Origin of the sequence: Serratia sp. root2 (assembly GCF_031931805.1) — a bacterium.
GTDB lineage: Bacteria > Pseudomonadota > Gammaproteobacteria > Enterobacterales > Enterobacteriaceae > Serratia > Serratia inhibens.
Genome location: NZ_JAUJXB010000001.1, coordinates 323,103 through 342,870 on the forward strand (window position 1 = coordinate 323,103; position 19,768 = coordinate 342,870).

A 19,768-nucleotide genomic window follows, 5' to 3' on the forward strand; every position below is an offset into this window, starting at 1 on the left:
CTGATAAAAATGAAATTGAAAAATCTGCTTGCCGTTGCCCTGTTTTCTGCCGCCGTGGTTCATGTACCTGTGGCCCTCTCTGCTGATGCCGGTGGAACCATTATCATCGGTTCCGCAGACTTCCCGGAAAGCCAACTGCTTGCCACTATTTACGAGCAGGCGCTGGCCGCTAAAAACGTCAAAGTGGAAACCAAACTCAATATCGGCAGCCGTGAGGTGTACATGCCTGCGTTGCTCGACGGTTCCATCAACCTGATCCCGGAATACAGCGGTGCCACGCTGAGTTATCTCGACGAAAAAACACAGGCTCACTCTTCCGAAGATGTGGCGGCGGCGCTGGCCAAAGCGTTGCCGGAAAAAATCAAGATGCTGGATATTTCAGCCGCGCAGGACCGCGATGTGCTGGCAGTAACGGAAAAAACCGCGAAAAAATACAACCTGAAAGACATCAGCGATCTGGCCCCGGTCGCCAAAACGCTGGTGCTGGGCGGCCCGGCAGAATGGAAAACCCGCCGTGAGGGTGTGAAAGGGTTGAGCGAAGTGTACGGGTTAACCTTCAAAAACTTTAAGGTGCTTGACGTTGCCGGCCCGCTGACGCTGTCTGCGCTGACCAACAATCAGATCCAGGTGGCGGATATGACTTCAACCGATCCGGCCATTAAAACCAAAAACCTGGTGGCGCTGGAAGATTCCAAACACTTGTTCCCGGCGCAAAATATCGTGCCGTTGATTGCGAAAGACAAAGCTAGCGATGTGGTCGAAACCACGCTCAAAGCCGTGTCCGCACAACTGACGACCAGCGATTTGATCGTGATGAACGGCAAACTGGCGAATTTCGAAAGCGTCGATGCGGTAGCGAAAGAATGGCTGACTCAGCACGGTCTGAATAAATGAGGGCGCAACCGGTCACCTTGGGCACGGCTGAAACGTCGATCCGCGACATCGTCGATATTGCTTACGGCGCACAGGTGCTGCTCTCACCGCCAGCGTTAGGCGGCATGGAGATTGTGCACGAGAAAATCAGACAGGCGATAGCCGAAAATAAAGTGATTTATGGGTTGACCACCGGCGTGGGCGATCTGGTCACGCAGCGGTTATCGCCGGAGCAAATCTCGGATGTGCAGCTCAATATGCTGAAAAGTCATGCTTGCGGGGTGGGGCCAGAACTGGCACAGCATGAAGTGCGCGCGATGATGGCGGTGATGATCAAATCCCTGTTACAGGGTTTCAGCGGCGTCAGCCCGGCATTGGTGCTGACGATGGCGGATATGCTCAACAAGGGCGTGATCCCGTGGTCGCCCGGTAAGGGGTCGGTCGGGTATCTGATTGCCACGGCACACATCGGACTGTCGGTGTTTGGTTATGGAAAATCGTACTACCAGGGCGAACTGTTGCCTGCCCGCGAAGCACTGAAGCGGGCGGGCGTTGCCCTGCGCATTCCCGGCCCGCGCGAAGGTCATGCTCTGGTCAGCGGCACCTACGAAATTACGGCGCTCGGGTGTCTGGCAGCGGAAGCTTTCCGGGAGCTCATCCCGGTGGCGGACGCCGCCGGAGGCATGAGCCTTGAGGTGCTCAAAGGGAATATCCGTGGTTATGACGCTCGCTTGCATGCCCTGAGGCCGCATGACGGGCAGCAGGAAACTGCGCGGATTTTACGTTGCCTGCTGCGTGACAGCGAGATCCTGGACAGATACCGCGATTTCCGCGTTCAGGATGCCCTGAGCCTGCGCTGTATCCCGCAAATGCATGGCGCGGTGCGGGATGTGCTGAGTTATTGCCAGAAAACCCTGACCACCGAAGTCAATTCTGTCACTGACAATCCGGTGTTTATGGTTGAAGACGGGGAACTGAATGTGCTGCCGGGCGGCAACGGGCATGGCGCTCCGGTTGCGTTGTGTCTCGATGCGCTGGCGATCGCCATTGCCCAGCTCAGTACCGGTTCGCAGGCGCGTTCCGACCGACTGACCAACAGCCATCTCAGCGGCTTGCCGGCCTTTTTGGTGGCGGACGGCGGGGCGCATTCAGGAATGATGATCCCGCCTTACGCCGCGGCCGCGCTGGCAGGGGAAAACCGAGCATTGGCGGCACCGGCCAGTGTGCATACCGTGTCCACCTGCGCGGGACAGGAAGATCACATTTCTATGGGCGTCACGGCGGCGCGTAATGCCATTGATGCCGTCGAAAATGCCATCGATATCGTGGCGATAGAAATATTGTGCGCCACGCAGGCGGTGGAGTTTCACCGGCCGTTGCGGGCGTCCACGGGCACCGAAAGGGTGCTTTCGTTGGTGCGTCAGCAGGTGGCGTTCAGACAAAGCGATGAGGAAATGTATCCGGATATGCTGGCCATCCGGCTGTTGGTGAAACACGGAGATATTTACCGCGCGCTTGAACCGCTTATCTTTCCCGAGCCCGTTCACGGAGGTTTGGCATGAGTACGCCAACCCCTTCACTGCCACTGAAAGGGGCAAGGTGTTTGAACCTCTCCCGTGTGCGTAGAAGTCCTGGGTAGAATCGTGATGCGGGTGTTCTTGCCGGCGGTGTGTGCCACCTGATTCAAGATATTCGATGGCCGAACGGGGGGCTTTCTTACCGAGTTATGCATGAGAACCGCGCACGTTCTGCACCAGAATATTAAAGATGCGGACGAGAGATGACCAATAACCGGCTATTACCGCATCCTGCATTCATCGTCCGCGACAGTTTTGCTGCATCCTGTGGATTGCTTTGAGCCAACTCGATAGGCACATGCGCAGTCAGGCGTCATCCCAGGGCGCTCGCCGCCACCGTTCAAGCAAGAAATCACTGAAGGCGGTGAGTCTGTGCGGTACAGGTTCTCTTCGCGCCCGGACGAGGCTTATTTTCGATGCTACGCCCTCCCAGTCGGCCAGCACGCGTAGCAGATGGCCGCTGCGTAATTCTTCGTGGACGTCCCAGGTTTCACGCAGGGAAATGCCCAACCCGGCAAGGCACCATTCATGTAATACGTCGCCATTATCGCTGCTTAGCGTGCCATCGATAACGATCGCCTGTTCAAGGCCATTTTTTTGTATCCGCCAGGTGTTTTGCAATAACCCTGGGTAGGCAAACACCAGGCAATTATGGTTTTTCAGCGCTTCGGGGGTTTGAGGGTTGCCATGCGCTTTGATATAGGCGGGGGACGCGACCAGGATACGGCGGTTATCGGCCACCCGGCGAGCAAGCAGCCTCGAATCGGCCAATTCCCCCATGCGTATCGCCAGATCCAAATCACCGCTATACAGATCCTGAATTTGATCAGACAAGCGTAAATCAAACCCCACTCTGGGATGCAAACGGCTGAAGTCCGTGATCGCCGCCGCGACAAATTTCCGCCCGAAGGGTGCAGGGGCGGTCAGACGTATATTACCGGTCAGTTCCTGACTCCCGCCCCGGGCCAATTCTTTAACTTCATCAAGCACGGATAAGGCTACACGGACCCTTTCTGCAATGGCGCGACCCTCGTCCGTAATGCGTAAGTTACGCGTATTTCTTTCAAACAGGGTGGTTCCAAGCGCGCCTTCCAGCCTCGCAATCTGTTTGCTGACAGCTTTCGGGGAAATTTGCAGGTCCCGTGCCGCAGCGGAAAAGCTATGGCGGTCGACCACATGCAAAAAGACGGCGAGATCGTCATTGCGCAATGGATTTGGCCTTTTTTGGGGAAAGTGTTTGTCGATTTTAGACACTTTGAAGTGCAAATCAAATCATCCAGGATGGCATTTGATGAGGTTCACCCGGTCTGTGTGATTCAAGGTGATAGCCGGGGCCACGCGCATTTATTTCAAAGGAATCAAGAAATGACAAAACGCATCTTGTTCGTATTGACCAGCCATGACAGAAAAGGGCCGACAGAAGTAACGGATGTCGATGGGTGGAGAAATAAAGCATGAGTGAACGTACGCCTTTCGTTATTTACGTGTTTGCGCTTTGTGCCTTCGCTTTGGGGTTTACCGAGTTCGTCACCATAGGTCTGGTGTCCAATATTTCTGAAGATCTTCATACCAGCGTCAGCCAGGTAGGGACGGCGGTGACGGCCTATGCTTTGGGGGCGGTGATTGGCGCTCCGGGTTTGACTGCACTTGCCACGCGTTGGCCAAGAAAGCGATTGTTACTGGTAGCTATGGCATTGTTTACCCTGGGCAATGCCATCGTGAGCCTGTCGGATTCGCTGACGCCGATGCTGGTCGCTCGCTTCGCTTCAGGATTGGGCCATGGCGTATTTCTCGCCGTAGCCTCCAGCGTAGCGACTCAGTTGGTCGGGCGTGATCGTGCTGGTGCCGCTGTCGCTGTGGTTTTTGGCGGCCTGACGCTGGCTTTGGCCCTTGGGGTGCCTTTGGGGACTTATCTCGGCAGTCTTTTCAATTGGCCGGTGATTTTCATGGCTGTTACCGTCAGCGGTGCGATGGGTTTTCTGGGCCTGCTGTTGCTCATGCCGACTGACCACAATGATGTTTCGATCCAGGCCAACGCCCTGGACGGTCTTAAGGCGATGTTTAATCCGCGTCTCCTGGCCGGCGCCGGTATTACCGTATTGGCCTACGCCGGTTCGTTCGCTCTTTATACCTATATCTCGCCCATTTTGTTGCACGTCACTCAGGTCCATGAAAGCACCGGCAGTTTATTGATGCTCGGATACGGCGTGATGGCGGCAATCGGGAACGTTTGGGGCGGGCGGCTGACCGACCGTAAAGGTGCGGATTATGCGGTGATGATCATATTGGTTGGGCTGGCCGTGGTATTGATTGCCATAGGGGCGTCGGCCGTATCGGTCATACTCATGGCGATACTTATCGGCTTGCTTGGCGCTTTGACCTACGCAGCGGTGCCTGCACTTCAGGCTCGGGTGATAGGCTTGTCCCATGAACATGCGCCACAGGCGCCCGCAGTGGCGGCGGGCCTGAATATCGCCGGGTTTAACGGCGGCATTGCTTTAGGTTCTATTCTGGGCGGGATTGCTTTGGACATCACGGGATTGGTGAGCACTGCATGGGTAGGGGCGTGCGTGGTAGTGCTGGGAACAGTTTGGATGCTGTTTCAAATGTTGGGGGCAAAAAACAAAAGAGCCGTTGTGCGGTGACGTCATCAGCAAACGGAACGGCTTTTTTTGATGCCTAAAGAAGGCGCCTTGCCGGCGCCGATGGGGAAAGATGGAGGGGGCTCCACATGCATACCTTGTTCAGGCCGGAGTTTATTATCCGCTATGCGCTGGGGCGTTCAGAATATCGCGCACATTAACCAACGCATTACGGACCGCAGCACCCCCGGCATAAAACAACAATTGCAGGATGGCCTCAATGATTTGTTCACGACTGGCCCCGGCATTCAGCGCCGCCTGGGTATGCGCGCGCAATTGCGGAACGGTATGGCCCAGGGTGACGCAGGAAGCGACCACGACCAACTCCCGGGTTATGGCGTCCAGACCAGGTCGTGAAAGGATGCCACCCATTGCCCATTCTATTGAAATATCTGTAAAGTCGGGGCATAGATCGGCCATATCCTGGCGTAATGCTTCCCCCGCACCATCGCCATACAACTTGGTAAACAACGCTAAACCCCGTTCGCGCAACTCTGGATTCGTCATCATTTTCATTCTCCTGTCTGAGTGAGGTTTAATTAAAACTCGCTAACAGGAGTTGATAAACAGCGTTATAGTTTAATCTTTAACAAGCAAAACTTGGTAATCATGGACAAACTGGAAAGCATGTCGGTGTTTGTGCGCGTGGTGGAGCGTGGCAGTTTTAGTGCGGTTGCCGAAGAAATGCGGCTGAGCGGAACTATGGTCGGGCTGCACATTAAAGCGCTGGAAAAACATCTCGGCATTCGCCTGCTGAACCGAACGACGCGCAGGCAGAGTCTGACTGACTTCGGAAGCGCTTATTATCAGAGTTGTCGGCGAATTTTAGCCGATATTGAGGATACGGAGTCGGTCGCGTTGGCATTGCACCAGAGCCCACGAGGAAGGCTGAAGGTGGGTTGTCCCGTTTCATTTGGGGTACATGCACTGTCCCCGGCCACCGCGCGGTTTCTCACCAGCTGGCCTGAGATGACGCTGGATCTGGTGCTGAGTGACAAGACGATGGACATGGCGGAGGAGGGGATCGACGTCATGATTAAAGTGGGCGAACTGGAACATGTGAATTCGTTGGTCGCCCGTCCGCTGGCTGCGTATCGATCGGTCATCTGTGCCTCTCCCGCCTATCTGGAGCGCGCGGGTACGCCTGTTCACCCTGAAGAGTTGATCGAGCATCGCTGCCTGGGGTTTGCCCACCCACTGGCGGGCAGTGAATGGTCACTGCAGCAAGGCGGTAAACTGATCAAAGTGCCGGTCAATATCGTTATGGCGGTCAATAATGGCGAAGCCCTGCGCAGCGCCGCGTTAAACGGGCTGGGAATTTTAATGCAACCGGAGGTGTTGCTGGCCGAGGATTTGCGCCAGGGCAGGCTGATACCTCTGCTGCCGGAGTATCAACCCTTGGCGAGACAGGTGCATATTCTTACGTTTGCTGACCGCCAGCAGTTGCCGAAAATCCGTCTATATGTCGATTTTCTGCTGCAGCATTTTAAGGAGACACTCGTTCTTCACAAGGGGTAGCGTTTATCGCTGAAGAGTAACGTCCAATCATACTGAGCATGATTTTAATTATCAAATAAACCAAGGTTTTTAAATTATAATGAGTATGCATTAAAACTAAATAATATAATTCTTTATGATTTCAAATTGAAAGCAATTTTGTATTGAAATGGCTATTCGTATACTGCGTTTCCATTTTTTAGTGAAAATGAGGAGCAGTTTGACATTTAATTATCAGGTGCTGAGTGAGTTCTTGTGGTTACGGTAGGGATAGCTAATGTCGTTAAACGACAGAAGGTGTTTTTTTAATTCGTGCATTACAAATAAATAGCGTGCTTTTAATATCTCTGCATGACTTGTGGCGACTCCATTGATCTGCCGGCTATCGCATTTTTCTCTTCCATTACCTTAACTGGCAAGAATGATGATGCGTTTCAGAGAAAGACATGCAATTTGTGCTTATAGTATAGTGGAACGAGGTGTGGTTGGGCAGAATGATAATTAAAATTCAGAGAGATTAGAATGGTTTCTACTTTAGCTAATTTAGGTAACAAATGTTTTCATTTTATTTTTTTGAATTTTTTGAAGAGTTATGTATCGTTTGTAACGTGAAAAGTGTAAACAATACAGGTGGTAGTTATGATTAATCATATCGTCCCAAACCGTAATCGAGTGAATGTTAACACCCGTAAACTATTTGTTTTTGAATTTATTGCCATTCTTTTGTGTGTCCCTTTAGGTTTTCTTTGTGCTAAAGTAGATTATCTTAGTAATATTTCGACTGAAATAATTATAATCTACGTCCCGTTGTCAATGTTGGTTTCTTATTATTTGTCACTATCCAAAGGAGCAAGGAAAGGTGAAAGTCATCGATGAGTCTTTATTATCCAGTATTTCTGGCGGTCAAGGTAATAACGGTGGTGATCGCTCTGATAATGGAGGAGGGTGTGCTTCACGAGTTGGTAATGATGCGCTTCATGGCGCCATAGCTGGTGGGTATGCAGGAGCGATTGGCGGGGGAGTTGCGGGATTGCCTGGTGGACCTGAAGGTGTCGCTGTTGGTGCCATGAGCGGCTTTGTTCGCGGTGCAATTCGTGGCGGAGCAATTGCGGGTGTTCGTTCATATACAGCTAATTGTGGTAATGATCGTGGTGGAGCATTAGGCGGCGACTCAAGCAGAAATAGTGTTAATGGACAATGTCATTGGTAAAAATAGTCCTTAGAAAAGCTATCTATTAGCAAGGGGGATCCCCCTTGCTTTATATTTATCTGTGAGCCTTCTGGAAACCTATGCCCTCAGGCCGGGGAGGAAAGGAGGCATTTTTCTGACTAAGTAAGCATGATTTTTGGTAAGACCAAAGATTGTGGGTGAGTACTGGTCAGGCAAGGTGAACATTAATCGTGACAAGTATGACCAGAATACGGCGCTACGACGAGGGCGGTGTATCTTGATTGCACCCATGCTCATTTGCAAAATCCGCCCAAATGTCCGCTTGATACATTTTCGTATTGAGATTACCGTTACGGTGCTAATTACATGAAAAAATAACCTAACCCCATAACACAACCATTCATCGTCATGTGTAAAAGTACCGGTGTCATCACCCCTTTTGATATTATCCGTGCTACAATCAAGATGATAGAAACAATAAATAGAATAATTAGCGTTCTAATATCTGTGTATTGCGTATGTAACATAGCAAACAGGAAAGAGGTAACTAACGATGCGATAATTGGGTTTGCTATTGTGTTGATTGAGTAATCAGAATAAGCAGTTTAACTTTAATCAGAAAAATATTGGAGAGTAAACGATGGCTTATTATATAGATAAAAAATATCAGGTTATAGGAATGGGCAACAAACCCTATGAAGTGAGGATTCAGATCCTTCAAAATACTTGGGATAAATGCGATTTAGATGTGCAAACTGGCGTGAATAACATTTTAGCATCGGAGCCTATTCCGCTGCTGAGTAGTTCCGGTAAAGGAAACGGTATTAAACAGGAGACAAAAGGGCTTGAATTTCATACCCAGACCCAAAAGCGGCTACAGTTCCCGGCCGGGAATATTAGGACGGATACAACCTTCATCTTTGATAGCTATGGTAAGGGATGGGGGCACTAAAAAGGTTCTTTCGCATTAAGCGGCCAATGAGGGGACAACTCGTCGAACGCCTCCAGCTTTGCAAGGTTATTCAGTCAATATCCCTGAGACTAACAATCACATAATAATTTATTGAATTTTATTACGGAATTATGTGGTGAGCATTGTGTTAGATCAGGCCTGAGATCAGATTGTCGGCTAATAATCAGTTATGTCGGAAGATCTCTAAAAGTGAATGGTGCGACTTACACGTGGGTAAAAACCGATTTTAGCCGTGAAATTACAGGCAAGTTTGGCCGTGAAGGGTATGCGTTTGAGGTGTTCATTGCCGAGTTGGGAAGCGCCTTCCTCATGGCGGATTTGGGCATCGTTGGAGAGGGGCAACATGAAAGTTATAGTGCTTCCTGGCTGAAAGCATTGAAGAACGACAAACGCTATATTTTCAACGTCGCCAACGCGGCGTCAAAAGCGCATCGTTATTTGATGGATAAGACCCCAGTCTGAGACAGAACAGGTGACATCGAAAGCAAAAAGCCCGCTTAAGTTTCCTTAAGCGGGCTTCTCTAATATGGCTCCTCTGACTGGACTCGAACCAGTGACATACGGATTAACAGTCCGCCGTTCTACCGACTGAACTACAGAGGAATCGTGTGAACGGGGCGAATAATAGCGGGGTGCCGTGGGTTTGTCAAAGCACTAAAGTGATGAAAAAGCGCGTTTGCTGTCAGAATGAGCATGTTGCGTCGTTTTTCAGCACTCATCCTGTCATTTGCGGGGTTCATCATCAGAAAATTCCTGCCATTGTCCCTGCACCGGCCATTGCACGCTTATGGTGCAAGCGTCTGAAAGGGCATTCTCGACGAGCCGGAATGGCAAAAAAATCCCTCTGCGCGGTTGACGCGCACGTCTCCGCACTGCCCCCTGATGCCAGCGATCGCCCCCATTTTTCCTCTGATATGTAGGATGAATAATCAGAAAATATGTATTGGCCGTCACAATGGCTGGATTTTTGCTTACCTAAATGCGGGTAATGCGACTGCGCTCTCGCGCAAATTATTTTCCCCGTCTACACATAAAGTGATTGCTCCGCGCCTCTGGGCGTTCTGCTAAAACAGTGCTGAGGAAAACAACAATGTCATCGAAATTCATTAAAAGTCCGCTCGCTGCTCTGCTTATCGGTTGTTTAGGTTCTGCTTTTTATGCTCAGGCCGATATCGTTATCGGCGTCGCCGGGCCGTTCTCCGGGCCGAATGCGACCTATGGCGATCAGTACTGGCGTGGTGCTTCGCAGGCGGCGGCGGATATCAACGCCGCCGGCGGGATTAAAGGGGAAAAAATCAAACTGGTGCAAGGGGATGACGCCTGCGAACCGAAACAGGCGGTGGCGGTCGCCAACCGGCTGGTGGATCAAGACAAGGTTGCGGCGGTGGTCGGCCACTTCTGTTCATCTTCCACCATGCCTGCCTCGGAGGTGTATGACGAGGCCGGCATCATCGCCATTACCCCCGGTTCCACCAACCCGCAAATTACCGAACGCGGCATGGCCAGCATGTTCCGCATGTGCGGCCGTGACGATCAGCAGGGGGTTATCGCCACCAACTACATGCTGAACACCCTGAAGGCCAAACGCATTGCGGTGATCCACGATAAAGACACCTACGGCCAGGGGCTGGCGGATGCCGCCAGGGCGGAGATGAACAAGCGCGGCGTGAAAGAAGTTCTGTATGAAGGGCTGTCGCGCGGCGAAAAAGACTTTAACGCGCTGGTGACCAAAATCGCTTCGGTCAAACCGGACGTGGTCTACTTCGGTGGTTGCCATCCGGAAGCCGGGCCGCTGGTGCGCCAGATGCGCGAGCAGGGCGTGACCGCCAAGTTCTTCTCCGGTGACTGCGTGGTAACCGAAGAGCTGGTGACCGCTGCCGGCGGGCCGCAGTACACCAACGGCGTGCTGATGACCTTCGGCAACGATCCGCGTCAAATCCCTGAAGGCAAAGACGTCATCGCCAAGTTCCGCGCCAGCGGTTTTGAGCCGGAAGGTTACACCCTCTACTCCTACGCTTCCATCCAGGCGATTGCCGCCGCCTTCAACGCGACCGGCGGCAAAGACAGCGCCAAGGCCAGCGAATGGCTGAAATCGCACGACGTGGATACCGTGATGGGCAAAAAGGCCTGGGATAAGAAGGGTGACCTGAAAGTATCGGATTACGTGGTCTATCAGTGGGACGATAAAGGGAAATATCACCAACTCTAATATCTCTTGTGTCTTTCAAGCGGCAGCGTTGTTGGCTGCAACTTGAAATCCATTGGAGAAATACGGGTTACGGGTCCGCGCATTGGGCGGATCCGTTCCGATACACTCTTTGGGCCGCGCCGGACTTCGTTTGCGGCCCCTCCAGGCGAGACTGCAAATTATGGATGTTTTCTTCCTGCAACAGCTGATTAACGGCCTGACGCTCGGTGCGGTTTATGGCCTGATCGCCATCGGTTACACCATGGTTTACGGCATCATCGGCATGATCAACTTCGCCCACGGCGAGGTGTATATGATCTCCGCCTATCTGTGCGCCATCGGGTTGGCGCTGCTGTCCTTCTTCGGTTTGCACTCGTTCCCGCTGCTGATCCTCGGCACGCTGGTGTTTACTATCGTGATCACCGGCGTGTACGGCTGGGTGATCGAGCGCATCGCCTACAAACCGTTGCGCAATTCCACCCGCCTGGCACCACTGATCTCCGCCATCGGCATGTCACTGATCCTGCAAAACTACGCGCAAATCAGCCAGGGGCCACGTCAGCAGGGGATCCCGACGCTGCTGGATGGCGTGTTTCGCATCGGTTTTGACGGCGGCGTGATCCAGATTACCTACACCAAGGTATTTATTCTGGTCGCGTCCCTGCTGGGCATGGCCATTCTTACCTACGTGATCCAGCACACCCGGCTGGGGCGCATCTGCCGCGCCACTCAGCAAGACCGCAAGATGGCGTCGATTCTCGGCATCAACACCGACCGGGTGATTTCCCTGGTGTTCGTGATTGGCGCCGCGATGGCCGGGCTGGCGGGGGTATTGATCACCATGAACTACGGCACCTTCGATTTCTACGTCGGCTTTATCATCGGCATCAAAGCCTTTACCGCTGCGGTGCTGGGCGGCATCGGCTCGTTGCCTGGCGCAATGCTGGGCGGCCTGCTGCTGGGCGTGGCGGAGGCGCAGTTCGCCGGCATGGTGAACTCGGATTACAAAGACGTATTCTCCTTCGGGCTGCTGGTGGTGATCCTGATTTTCCGCCCTCAGGGCCTGCTCGGACGGCCAATGGTCGCTAAGGTTTGAGGGGGAAACTATGTCGCAAACAGGAGTTCACCAAGGGCTGAACGTAAAACGCAGCCTGCTGGATGCCGTGCTGGCGGGGCTGATCGCCCTGATCGTGTTCGGGCCGATCGTTGGCATCGTGCTGAACGGCTACAGCTTTAACTTCGAGCCGCGCCGGCTGGTGTGGATTATTGCCGCGGTGATGGCCGGGCGACTGCTGTTGAGCCTGTTCCTGCAAACTGCGCCGGGGCGTAAGGTGCTGGCGAGGTTCGACGGCGGCAACGACGGGGTGTATGTCCGGCCGATAGGGGCCAAAACCAGTCTGCGCTGGATAATCCCGCTGATGGCGGTGATTGCGTTACTGTTCCCGTTCGTCGCCACCAAATATCTGCTGACGGTGGCGATACTGGGGCTGATTTACGTATTGCTGGGGCTGGGGCTGAACATCGTGGTGGGGCTGGCCGGGCTGCTGGATCTGGGCTATGTGGCGTTTTACGCCATCGGCGCTTACGGGTTGGCGCTGGGCTACCAGTATCTTGGGCTGGGTTTTTGGGCGATGTTGCCGCTGGGGGCGCTGATGGCGGCGCTGGCAGGGGCGTTACTGGGGTTCCCGGTGTTGCGCATGCACGGCGACTACCTGGCGATCGTCACGCTGGGGTTCGGCGAAATTATCCGGCTGGTGCTGAATAACTGGATGTCGTTGACCGGCGGCCCGAACGGCGTTTCGGTGCCGGCCCCGACCCTGTTCGGCCTGGAGTTTGGCCGACGGGCGAAGGACGGCGGCGTGCCGATCCACGAATTCCTCGGTATTACCTACAACCCCAATCTGAAGTTTATCTTTATCTATGCGGTGCTGTTCCTGGTGGTGTTGCTGGTGCTGTACATCAAACACCGGCTGACGCGCATGCCGATTGGCCGCGCCTGGGAGGCGTTGCGCGAGGATGAAATCGCCTGCCGTTCGCTTGGCCTGAACCACGTGCTGGTGAAGCTGTCGGCCTTTATGATGGGCGCCTCCACCGCCGGTCTGGCCGGGGTGTTTTTCGCCACCTACCAGGGGTTCGTCAATCCCACGTCGTTCACTTTCTTTGAGTCGGCGTTGATCCTGGCGATCGTGGTGCTGGGCGGCATGGGGTCAACCATTGGCGTGGTGCTGGCGGCGTTTGTGCTCACGGTGGCGCCGGAACTGCTACGCAGCTTTGCAGAATACCGGGTGCTGCTGTTCGGCGTGCTGATGGTGGCGATGATGATCTGGCGGCCGCGCGGGCTGGTACGTATCAGCCGCACCAGCTTTGCGCCGCGCAAGGGGGTGGCGCCATGAGCGACGCTATCCTGAGGGTTGAGCATCTGATGATGCATTTTGGCGGCATCAAGGCGCTCAACGACGTGAATCTGTCGGTTGAGCGCGGCTCCATCACGGCGCTGATTGGCCCTAACGGCGCCGGAAAAACCACGGTGTTCAACTGCCTGACCGGTTTCTACCGCGCCACCGGCGGCGCGATCCTGCTCAATACCCATAAGCGGCCGACCGACGTGATTCGGGTATTGGGGCAGAAATTCCGCGCCGGCGACTGGGTTAACCCAAAGCGGCTCGGTTCGCGCGTCTACTATAAAATGTTCGGTGGCACCCATCTGGTCAATCGCGCCGGGCTGGCGCGTACCTTCCAGAACATCCGGCTGTTCCGCGAGATGTCGGTGGTGGAGAATCTGCTGGTGGCCCAGCACATGCTGAGCAACCGCAATTTGATCGCCGGCGTGCTCAATACGCCAGGTTATCGCCGGGCGGAAAACGACGCACTGAACCGCGCCTTTTACTGGCTGGAGGTGGTGGAACTGACGGATTGCGCCAACCGGCTGGCGGGGGAGATGTCCTACGGCCAGCAGCGGCGGCTGGAGATCGCCCGCGCCATGTGCACCACGCCGGAGATGATTTGTCTCGACGAGCCGGCCGCCGGGCTGAACCCGGTGGAGACGGCGACGCTGAGCCGCATTATTCGTTTTCTGCGCCAGCATCACGGCATGACGGTGCTGTTGATCGAACACGATATGGGCATGGTGATGGAGATCTCCGATCGGGTGATTGTGCTAGATCACGGCGATGTGATCGCCGAAGGCACGCCGAAAGAAATCCAGCATAACGACAAGGTGATCGCCGCTTACCTCGGCGCGGATGAAGAGGAGCTGGCGGGATGAGCAATCCGATGTTGGAATTTCGCGACGTAGACGTGTTTTATGGCCCGATCCAGGCATTGCGGCAGGTGTCGTTGCAGGTGAACGAAGGCGAGACGGTTGCGCTGATCGGCGCCAACGGCGCGGGGAAATCCACGCTGCTGATGTCAATCTTCGGCCAGCCGCGCATCAGCGGCGGGCAAATCCTGTTTCACGGCGAGGATATCAGCCGGCGTTCCACCCATTATGTGGCCAGCAGCGGTATCGCCCAGGCACCCGAGGGGCGACGCATTTTCCCGGACATGAGCGTGGAGGAAAACCTGCTGATGGGCACCATCACCATCGGCAACCGCTATGTGGATGAAGATTTGCAGCGCATGTTCGAGCTGTTCCCGCGCCTGAAGGAGCGGCGTAACCAGCGTGCGATGACCATGTCCGGCGGCGAGCAGCAAATGTTGGCCATCGCCCGCGCGCTGATGAGCCGGCCGAAGTTGCTGCTGCTGGACGAGCCGAGCCTGGGCCTGGCGCCGATTATCGTCAAGCAGATCTTCAGTATTCTGCGCGAGCTGACCCGTGGCGGCATGACGCTGTTTCTGGTGGAACAAAATGCCAACCATGCACTGAAACTGTCCGATCGCGGCTATGTGATGGTCAACGGCCAAATTCGCCTGACCGGCAGCGGTGCGGAGTTGTTAAGCAATCAGGAGGTGAGGAAAGCCTATCTGGGCGGGGTTTGAACCGCTGAGCCGGGGCAAGGAGGCACCCGGCCACAGGTTCAAAACTGACGCTGGATCCAGCGCACGTTCAGCCGCACCAGCGCGATGATGCCGCTGGACAACATGCGCAGGCCGGCGGGCAAATCGCGGCGGCGAATATCCAGCAGCAGCACGGTGCGCACTTCCTCGCTGTCATTCCACACTTCGTGTTCGAAGGTGTCATCCCACAGCATAAATTCGCCTTCGTTCAACCGATATTCGCGCCCATCGACTTTCAGCACCGCTGCGGGAACGCCGTCGGCGCGTTTGGGCATCGACAGCACCAGATAACCGCGCAGAATGCCGCGAAACGGGCCACGGTGCGCCGGTACCTGTTTGCCTGGCGCCAGGAAGGACAGCGAGGCGGAAAGGACGTCCGGCGAGGTGGCTATCAATTCGGCAAGCGCCGGGCAGCGTGCAAGATTGCGCGCTATCGGCTGACCATAGGCCTGCATGATAAACATCCGCCAGTCGCGCGCGTCGTTGGCAGAGATCGACGCCTGTTCGCTCATGATCTCGTGAAAACGCGGGATATTGCGCAGATCCTGGGCAACGCTCAGTGCCTCGTCACGTATCTGCGGCCAGGCTGCGGTAAAACGCTGTGCGTCGGGGAACAAGCGATCGCTGTCGAGCACCGGCGCGCCGGAGATGCGGCGATCGTAAATACCGCGTAACCGCAGCACTGCCCAATCATAGATAAATGACATGGTGTCCTCGTTAAATAAGGTGCGACTGCCGGGCGATCAAATACTGCGAGAAAAAAAGGTATGGGTTCAACAGATTAGCACAGCATTTCGTCATGCGGGAGTGGCAGTGGCCGGTGATGAGACAGGCAGGCGGAAGCGGGGGATCGGCCCGGCAGATTTACCGGCAACAGACGTTCCTGTTCGGCAGCAAGCCAGGTGCCGGCCGGAGCATGCTGTCGAAAAATACAGCACAATAAAAATGTGACGCATATCGCATTTTAAACTGCGGTTGGTTAAAATATCGCTACTGCTCGCCTCTGTCCGGACCCCGTTAAATATGGAACAAACCCACGTCTCGCGCTCGACCGCCTGGTTGCGCGTGGTTGTCCTGGCCATTTCGGCCTTTATCTTCAATACCACCGAGTTTATTCCGGTCGGGCTATTGAGCGATATCGCCCAAAGTTTCTCGATGCAAACCGAGCAGGTCGGGCTGATCATCACGATTTACGCCTGGATCGTCGCCGCCGCCTCATTGGTGTGCATGCTGCTGACCAGCAAGATCGAGCGCCGCAAATTGCTGATCGGGGTGTTTGTTCTGTTTATCGCCAGCCATGTGTTGACCGCCGTGGCGTGGAACTTCACCACGTTGGTGATTTCCCGCGCCGGGGTTGCGCTGGCCCACTCGGTATTCTGGTCGATCACCGCCTCGCTGGCGATTCGAGTAGCCCCGGCGGGCAAGAAAGCGCACGCGTTGAGCATGCTGGCGGGCGGCACCGCGCTGGCGATGGTGCTTGGCCTGCCGCTGGGGCGTATCGTCGGCCAGTTGCTGGGTTGGCGTATGACCTTTATCGGCATTGCGGTCTGCGCCACCTTCGCGCTGGCGCTGCTGTGGCGCCTGCTGCCGGTACTGAAAAGCGAGCATTCCGGCTCCCTGGCCAGCGTGCCGGTCCTGTTCAAGCGCCCGGCGCTGGTCCGCCTGTATATGCTGACCATTATCGTGGTGACGGCGCATTTTACCGCCTACAGCTATATCGAACCCTTTATCCAGACCGTGGCCGGGCTGTCGGAAAACTTCACCACCCTGATGCTGTTGCTGTTCGGGGCCGCCGGCATTTTCGGCAGCCTGTTGTTCAGCCGCTTCAGCGAACGTTTTCCGTCGGGCTTTTTCATCGGCGCCATCGCATTGTTGATGTTGAGCCTGTCGCTGCTGCTGCCGGCCTCCGGTGACGAAACCCACCTGACGCTGTTGTTTGCGGTATGGGGCGTGGCGATTATGGCGATTGGCCTGTCGATGCAGGCCAAGGTGTTGAACCTGGCGCCGGATGCCACCGACGTCGCGATGTCTATCTACTCCGGTTTGTACAATTTCGGTATCGGCGCCGGTGCGCTGCTGGGCAATCAGGTCAGCCTGCATTTGGGCATGGGCAATATCGGCTTTGTCGGCGCACCGTTGGCGCTGATTGCTTTGGGCTGGTGCCTGTTCAGCTTCTATCGCAGCGAGCGTTTATTGCAGCACCGGGCCTGACGGTTGCGTTTACCTTTCTTGTGCCGCGCCGTCATGCGCATGCAAACGGCCCAATAACATAAACACCAGTAACGCGGTGCCGGCTGCGCCAACGGCCAGCAAATAAAGCAGGGTGCGGAACGCCTGATCATAGATATGCAGCGTTAGCTGGCGTTGGCCGGGCAGCAATGCGGCGGCGTGGTTGAGATCGCCCAGCGCCGCGCGGTTGGCCGCCTCGGTGATGGAGTGCGTGCCGGCAGCCCCGGACAGTGCGTCAAGCAGGCCGCCCTGAATCAGCAAGGCGAGCACCGCACCGGCAATCGCGATGGCGATGCCATCGGCTGAGACACGTACCGCGTTGAAAATGCCGGTAGCCATGCCCGCCCGCTCTTTTTCCACCACGCTGACCGCCATCGCATCCATCAATCCCCAGGGCAGGCCGATACCGGTGCCGATCAACAGCATCGGCACTATCAGGCCGTTACCGCAATTTTCCGTTAACCCATGAGCGAGCCAGGCCAATCCTGCGGCTGTCAGCAGCAAGCCGATGCCGGAGAGCAGGCCAGAGGTAAAGCGCCGCGCCAACAGTGCTGCGATAAAGGGCACTATCAGCAAGGGCGCCGCCAGGGCAATCATGGTTTTGCCGGCCTCGAATGCACTCTGCCCGTCAATGCCGATAAAGCGCCCCGGCAGCATGACGATCAGTACCACAAAGAAGAATGCCGGTGAGGCGGCCAGTACCTGAACCCCAATAAAGCGGGGGCTGCGGAACAAGGTCAGGTCGAGCATCGGCCGCGCCACCCGTCTTTCAATCAGCACAAAACCAATAAACACCCCCAGGGATAATAATAATGAACCGGCTACCGACAGGCTGCGCCAGCCGTTTTCCGGCGCGAGCAGGATAGCGTAGGTGAATAATGTCAGCGCAGCGGTGAAACTGATCGCGCCGGGCCAGTCCAGCCCCGTCGCATGAGGGTTGCGGGACTCGATGGCCGCGAACAGCACCAGCGCAAACCCCACAACGGCAATCAACGCGGTGGCGATAAACACCCATTGCCAGCCTGCCGTAACCACCAGCCAGCCGGATGCCAGCGGCCCGAAAGCCAGGCCAATGCCGAACGTGGTGCCCAGCAGGCTGAATACCCGGGTGCGAACCGGCCCGTGGAAGGTCTGCGCCAACGATGACATGGCACCGGCGAAAGCGGCCGCACCGGCCAGACCTTGCGCCAGCCGCAGGATATCTATCCCCACTACCGAGGCAGAATAAGGGATCGTCAGGGTCAGAAGGGTGAACGCACCCAGCCCGAGCAGCCAGACGCGCTTGCGCCCATAAATGTCGGTCAGGCTACCGGCGGCCATCATCGCGCTGCCATAGGTGAGGATATAACCGTTGACCACCCAGGTCAGTTGCACGGCGGTGCCGCCCAGCGACTGGCTGATGGAAGGCAGCACCACCGCCGGGCCGGTGAAGCTCAAAGGAATAAGAATGCCGGTCAGGCAGGCGGCCAACAATTGCAGCCATACCCGAATCTCAATGCGGTCTGCGGTGGAAGTTATCTGCGTCATGTTTTCATCTTGCACATAATGGAAAGGCCCATAAACGGGGCTGCGCAGCGTTATCGCTGCATAGCCACCAACATAATCCCTCCCGTACTGAAGAAAAATAGGCTAAATTTCCATAGATATCGGACAAAAACGTCCAAAATAACAGAGGGCATCATGGACAGTCTCAGCGGTATTCTGGCGTTCGTTCAGGTCGCGGAAACGCGCAGTTTCTCTGATGCCGGTCGGCAATTGGGCGTATCGTCCTCTGCCGTGGGCAAAAGCGTGGCGCGCATGGAGGAACGGTTGGAAGTGCGCTTGTTTCACCGCAGCACCCGCAGCGTGACGTTGACAGCCGAAGGCGCGTTGTTTCTGGAACGCTGCCGCCGCATTTTGGCGGAGATAGCCGCCGCCGAACTTGAACTGGCGGATACCCGGGCCGCGCCGCGCGGCAAACTGCGTATCAGCCTGCCACTGGTCAGCGGTTTGATGATGCCGGTGCTGACGGCTTTTATGCATCGCTATCCGGATATCGAACTGGACGTGGATTTTTCCGACCGTCTGGTCGACATCGTTGAAGAAGGGTTTGACGCGGTGGTGCGCACCGGCGAACCGGTCGATTCACGGCTGGTATCCCGCCGGTTGGGCGTTTTCGAACTGCTGTTGGTGGCATCGCCGGACTATTTAAAACGGCGCGGCGTGCCGGAGAAACCTGCGGATTTGCTCGGCCACGCCTGCCTGCAGCATAAATTCCCCACCACGGGGCGGTTTGAACCCTGGCCGCTGCGGCCATTGCCGGGCGAAGCCCTGCCGGAGTTGCCCGCCACGATGATCTGCAATACCACAGAGGCGCTGGTGCAGGTAGCCCGGGCCGGGCTGGGTATCGCTTGCCTGCCGGATTTTATGGTGCAGGAGTCGTTACAAAGCGGTGAGTTGCGAAGGGTACTTGAGAGCTACACCGAGCATCAGGGGACGTTCCGGGTCATCTGGCCGTCCAGTAAATATCTGGCGCCTAAGCTGCGAGTTTTTATCGATTTTCTTGGCGAACGGCTGCTTTCTCCTGGCGGAGCGGAAGGGGGCCCTGAAAACAAAAAGCCCGCTTAAGTTGCCTTAAGCGGG

18 protein-coding genes, 1 tRNA gene and 1 pseudogene are annotated in these 19,768 nt (G+C 55.6%); 14 read left to right on the plus strand and 6 right to left on the minus strand.

Annotation, left to right across the window (positions count from 1 at the left end):
* Window positions 1–9: 9 nt before the first annotated feature.
* Together QZQ97_RS01475 and QZQ97_RS01480 are read left to right on the plus strand one after the other, a co-directional pair.
* Window positions 10–894 carry an ABC transporter substrate-binding protein gene (locus QZQ97_RS01475; RefSeq protein ID WP_311991926.1) on the plus strand — a complete coding sequence of 295 codons (885 nt, stop codon included), beginning with the start codon at window positions 10–12 and terminating at the stop codon, window positions 892–894.
* A complete protein-coding gene (locus QZQ97_RS01480) occupies window positions 891–2,435 on the plus strand; it encodes an HAL/PAL/TAL family ammonia-lyase (RefSeq protein ID WP_311991927.1) in 1,545 nt (514 codons plus the stop codon). The genes QZQ97_RS01475 and QZQ97_RS01480 overlap by 4 nt, the downstream gene beginning before the upstream one ends.
* 321 nt (window positions 2,436–2,756) lie before the next feature.
* On the opposite strand, the gene QZQ97_RS01485 is transcribed toward QZQ97_RS01480, so the two are convergent.
* Window positions 2,757–3,659 (minus strand): LysR family transcriptional regulator, encoded by a 903-nt coding sequence (locus QZQ97_RS01485; RefSeq protein WP_311993855.1) that lies wholly within the window; start codon window positions 3,657–3,659, stop codon window positions 2,757–2,759.
* A 245-nt stretch (window positions 3,660–3,904) separates the two neighbouring features.
* On the opposite strand from QZQ97_RS01485, the gene QZQ97_RS01490 reads away from it, so the two are divergent.
* Window positions 3,905–5,095: an MFS transporter gene (locus QZQ97_RS01490; protein ID WP_311991928.1), complete on the plus strand. Its 1,191-nt coding sequence runs from the start codon at window positions 3,905–3,907 to the stop codon at window positions 5,093–5,095.
* Window positions 5,096–5,209: 114 nt separating this feature from the next.
* Here the strand turns inward: QZQ97_RS01490 and QZQ97_RS01495 are convergent, their stop codons facing one another.
* Window positions 5,210–5,602, minus strand: a complete 393-nt coding sequence (locus tag QZQ97_RS01495) for a carboxymuconolactone decarboxylase family protein (protein ID WP_311991929.1) — start codon at window positions 5,600–5,602, stop codon at window positions 5,210–5,212.
* A gap of 99 nt (window positions 5,603–5,701) precedes the next feature.
* Between QZQ97_RS01495 and QZQ97_RS01500 the strand changes: the two genes are divergently transcribed.
* Both QZQ97_RS01500 and QZQ97_RS01505 read left to right on the plus strand, forming a co-directional pair.
* Window positions 5,702–6,610, plus strand: a complete 909-nt coding sequence (locus QZQ97_RS01500) for a LysR family transcriptional regulator (RefSeq protein WP_311991930.1) — start codon at window positions 5,702–5,704, stop codon at window positions 6,608–6,610.
* A gap of 838 nt (window positions 6,611–7,448) precedes the next feature.
* On the plus strand, window positions 7,449–7,799 hold the full coding sequence (locus QZQ97_RS01505; RefSeq protein WP_020453904.1) for a hypothetical protein: 351 nt from the start codon (window positions 7,449–7,451) through the stop codon (window positions 7,797–7,799).
* Between the two features lie 323 nt (window positions 7,800–8,122).
* Here the strand turns inward: QZQ97_RS01505 and QZQ97_RS01510 are convergent, their stop codons facing one another.
* On the minus strand, window positions 8,123–8,344 hold the full coding sequence (locus QZQ97_RS01510) for a CPBP family intramembrane glutamic endopeptidase (protein ID WP_311993856.1): 222 nt from the start codon (window positions 8,342–8,344) through the stop codon (window positions 8,123–8,125).
* A 56-nt stretch (window positions 8,345–8,400) separates the two neighbouring features.
* Here QZQ97_RS01510 and QZQ97_RS01515 point away from each other — a divergent pair, with 56 nt between their 5' ends.
* On the plus strand, window positions 8,401–8,712 hold the full coding sequence (locus QZQ97_RS01515) for a hypothetical protein (RefSeq protein ID WP_311991931.1): 312 nt from the start codon (window positions 8,401–8,403) through the stop codon (window positions 8,710–8,712).
* 252 nt (window positions 8,713–8,964) lie between these two features.
* Window positions 8,965–9,195: pseudogene (locus QZQ97_RS01520) on the plus strand (zincin-like metallopeptidase domain-containing protein); the annotation flags it as partial.
* Between the two features lie 65 nt (window positions 9,196–9,260).
* Here QZQ97_RS01520 and QZQ97_RS01525 read toward each other — a convergent pair.
* Window positions 9,261–9,336 (minus strand) — tRNA-Asn (locus tag QZQ97_RS01525).
* Between the two features lie 487 nt (window positions 9,337–9,823).
* Between QZQ97_RS01525 and QZQ97_RS01530 the strand changes: the two genes are divergently transcribed.
* The 5 genes from QZQ97_RS01530 (at window position 9,824) to QZQ97_RS01550 (ending at window position 14,899) form a co-directional block, all read left to right on the plus strand.
* Window positions 9,824–10,942, plus strand: a complete 1,119-nt coding sequence (locus QZQ97_RS01530) for a branched-chain amino acid ABC transporter substrate-binding protein (protein WP_311991932.1) — start codon at window positions 9,824–9,826, stop codon at window positions 10,940–10,942.
* 160 nt (window positions 10,943–11,102) lie between these two features.
* The gene (locus QZQ97_RS01535; protein ID WP_004946913.1) at window positions 11,103–12,017 is read left to right on the plus strand and encodes an ABC transporter permease subunit; all 915 of its coding nucleotides are present in this window, start codon (window positions 11,103–11,105) and stop codon (window positions 12,015–12,017) included.
* A gap of 10 nt (window positions 12,018–12,027) precedes the next feature.
* Window positions 12,028–13,314: a high-affinity branched-chain amino acid ABC transporter permease LivM gene (gene livM, locus QZQ97_RS01540; protein ID WP_311991933.1), complete on the plus strand. Its 1,287-nt coding sequence runs from the start codon at window positions 12,028–12,030 to the stop codon at window positions 13,312–13,314.
* Complete coding sequence (locus QZQ97_RS01545) at window positions 13,311–14,186, plus strand: ABC transporter ATP-binding protein (protein ID WP_311991934.1); 876 nt, start codon at window positions 13,311–13,313, stop codon at window positions 14,184–14,186. The genes livM and QZQ97_RS01545 overlap by 4 nt, the downstream gene beginning before the upstream one ends.
* Window positions 14,183–14,899: an ABC transporter ATP-binding protein gene (locus QZQ97_RS01550; RefSeq protein WP_311991935.1), complete on the plus strand. Its 717-nt coding sequence runs from the start codon at window positions 14,183–14,185 to the stop codon at window positions 14,897–14,899. The genes QZQ97_RS01545 and QZQ97_RS01550 overlap by 4 nt, the downstream gene beginning before the upstream one ends.
* Before the next feature lie 38 nt (window positions 14,900–14,937).
* Here the strand turns inward: QZQ97_RS01550 and QZQ97_RS01555 are convergent, their stop codons facing one another.
* Entirely contained in the window at window positions 14,938–15,624 is a 687-nt protein-coding gene (locus QZQ97_RS01555; protein ID WP_311991936.1) for an aspartyl/asparaginyl beta-hydroxylase domain-containing protein, read from the minus strand.
* Window positions 15,625–15,940: 316 nt separating this feature from the next.
* Here QZQ97_RS01555 and QZQ97_RS01560 point away from each other — a divergent pair, with 316 nt between their 5' ends.
* On the plus strand, window positions 15,941–17,128 hold the full coding sequence (locus QZQ97_RS01560; RefSeq protein WP_311991937.1) for a sugar transporter: 1,188 nt from the start codon (window positions 15,941–15,943) through the stop codon (window positions 17,126–17,128).
* A gap of 9 nt (window positions 17,129–17,137) precedes the next feature.
* Here the strand turns inward: QZQ97_RS01560 and QZQ97_RS01565 are convergent, their stop codons facing one another.
* Window positions 17,138–18,673, minus strand: coding sequence for an MFS transporter (locus QZQ97_RS01565; protein WP_311991938.1), 1,536 nt, complete (start codon window positions 18,671–18,673; stop codon window positions 17,138–17,140).
* Window positions 18,674–18,826: 153 nt separating this feature from the next.
* Between QZQ97_RS01565 and QZQ97_RS01570 the strand changes: the two genes are divergently transcribed.
* Window positions 18,827–19,753 carry a LysR family transcriptional regulator gene (locus tag QZQ97_RS01570; protein WP_311991939.1) on the plus strand — a complete coding sequence of 309 codons (927 nt, stop codon included), beginning with the start codon at window positions 18,827–18,829 and terminating at the stop codon, window positions 19,751–19,753.
* The last annotated feature ends 15 nt before the right edge of the window (window positions 19,754–19,768 follow it).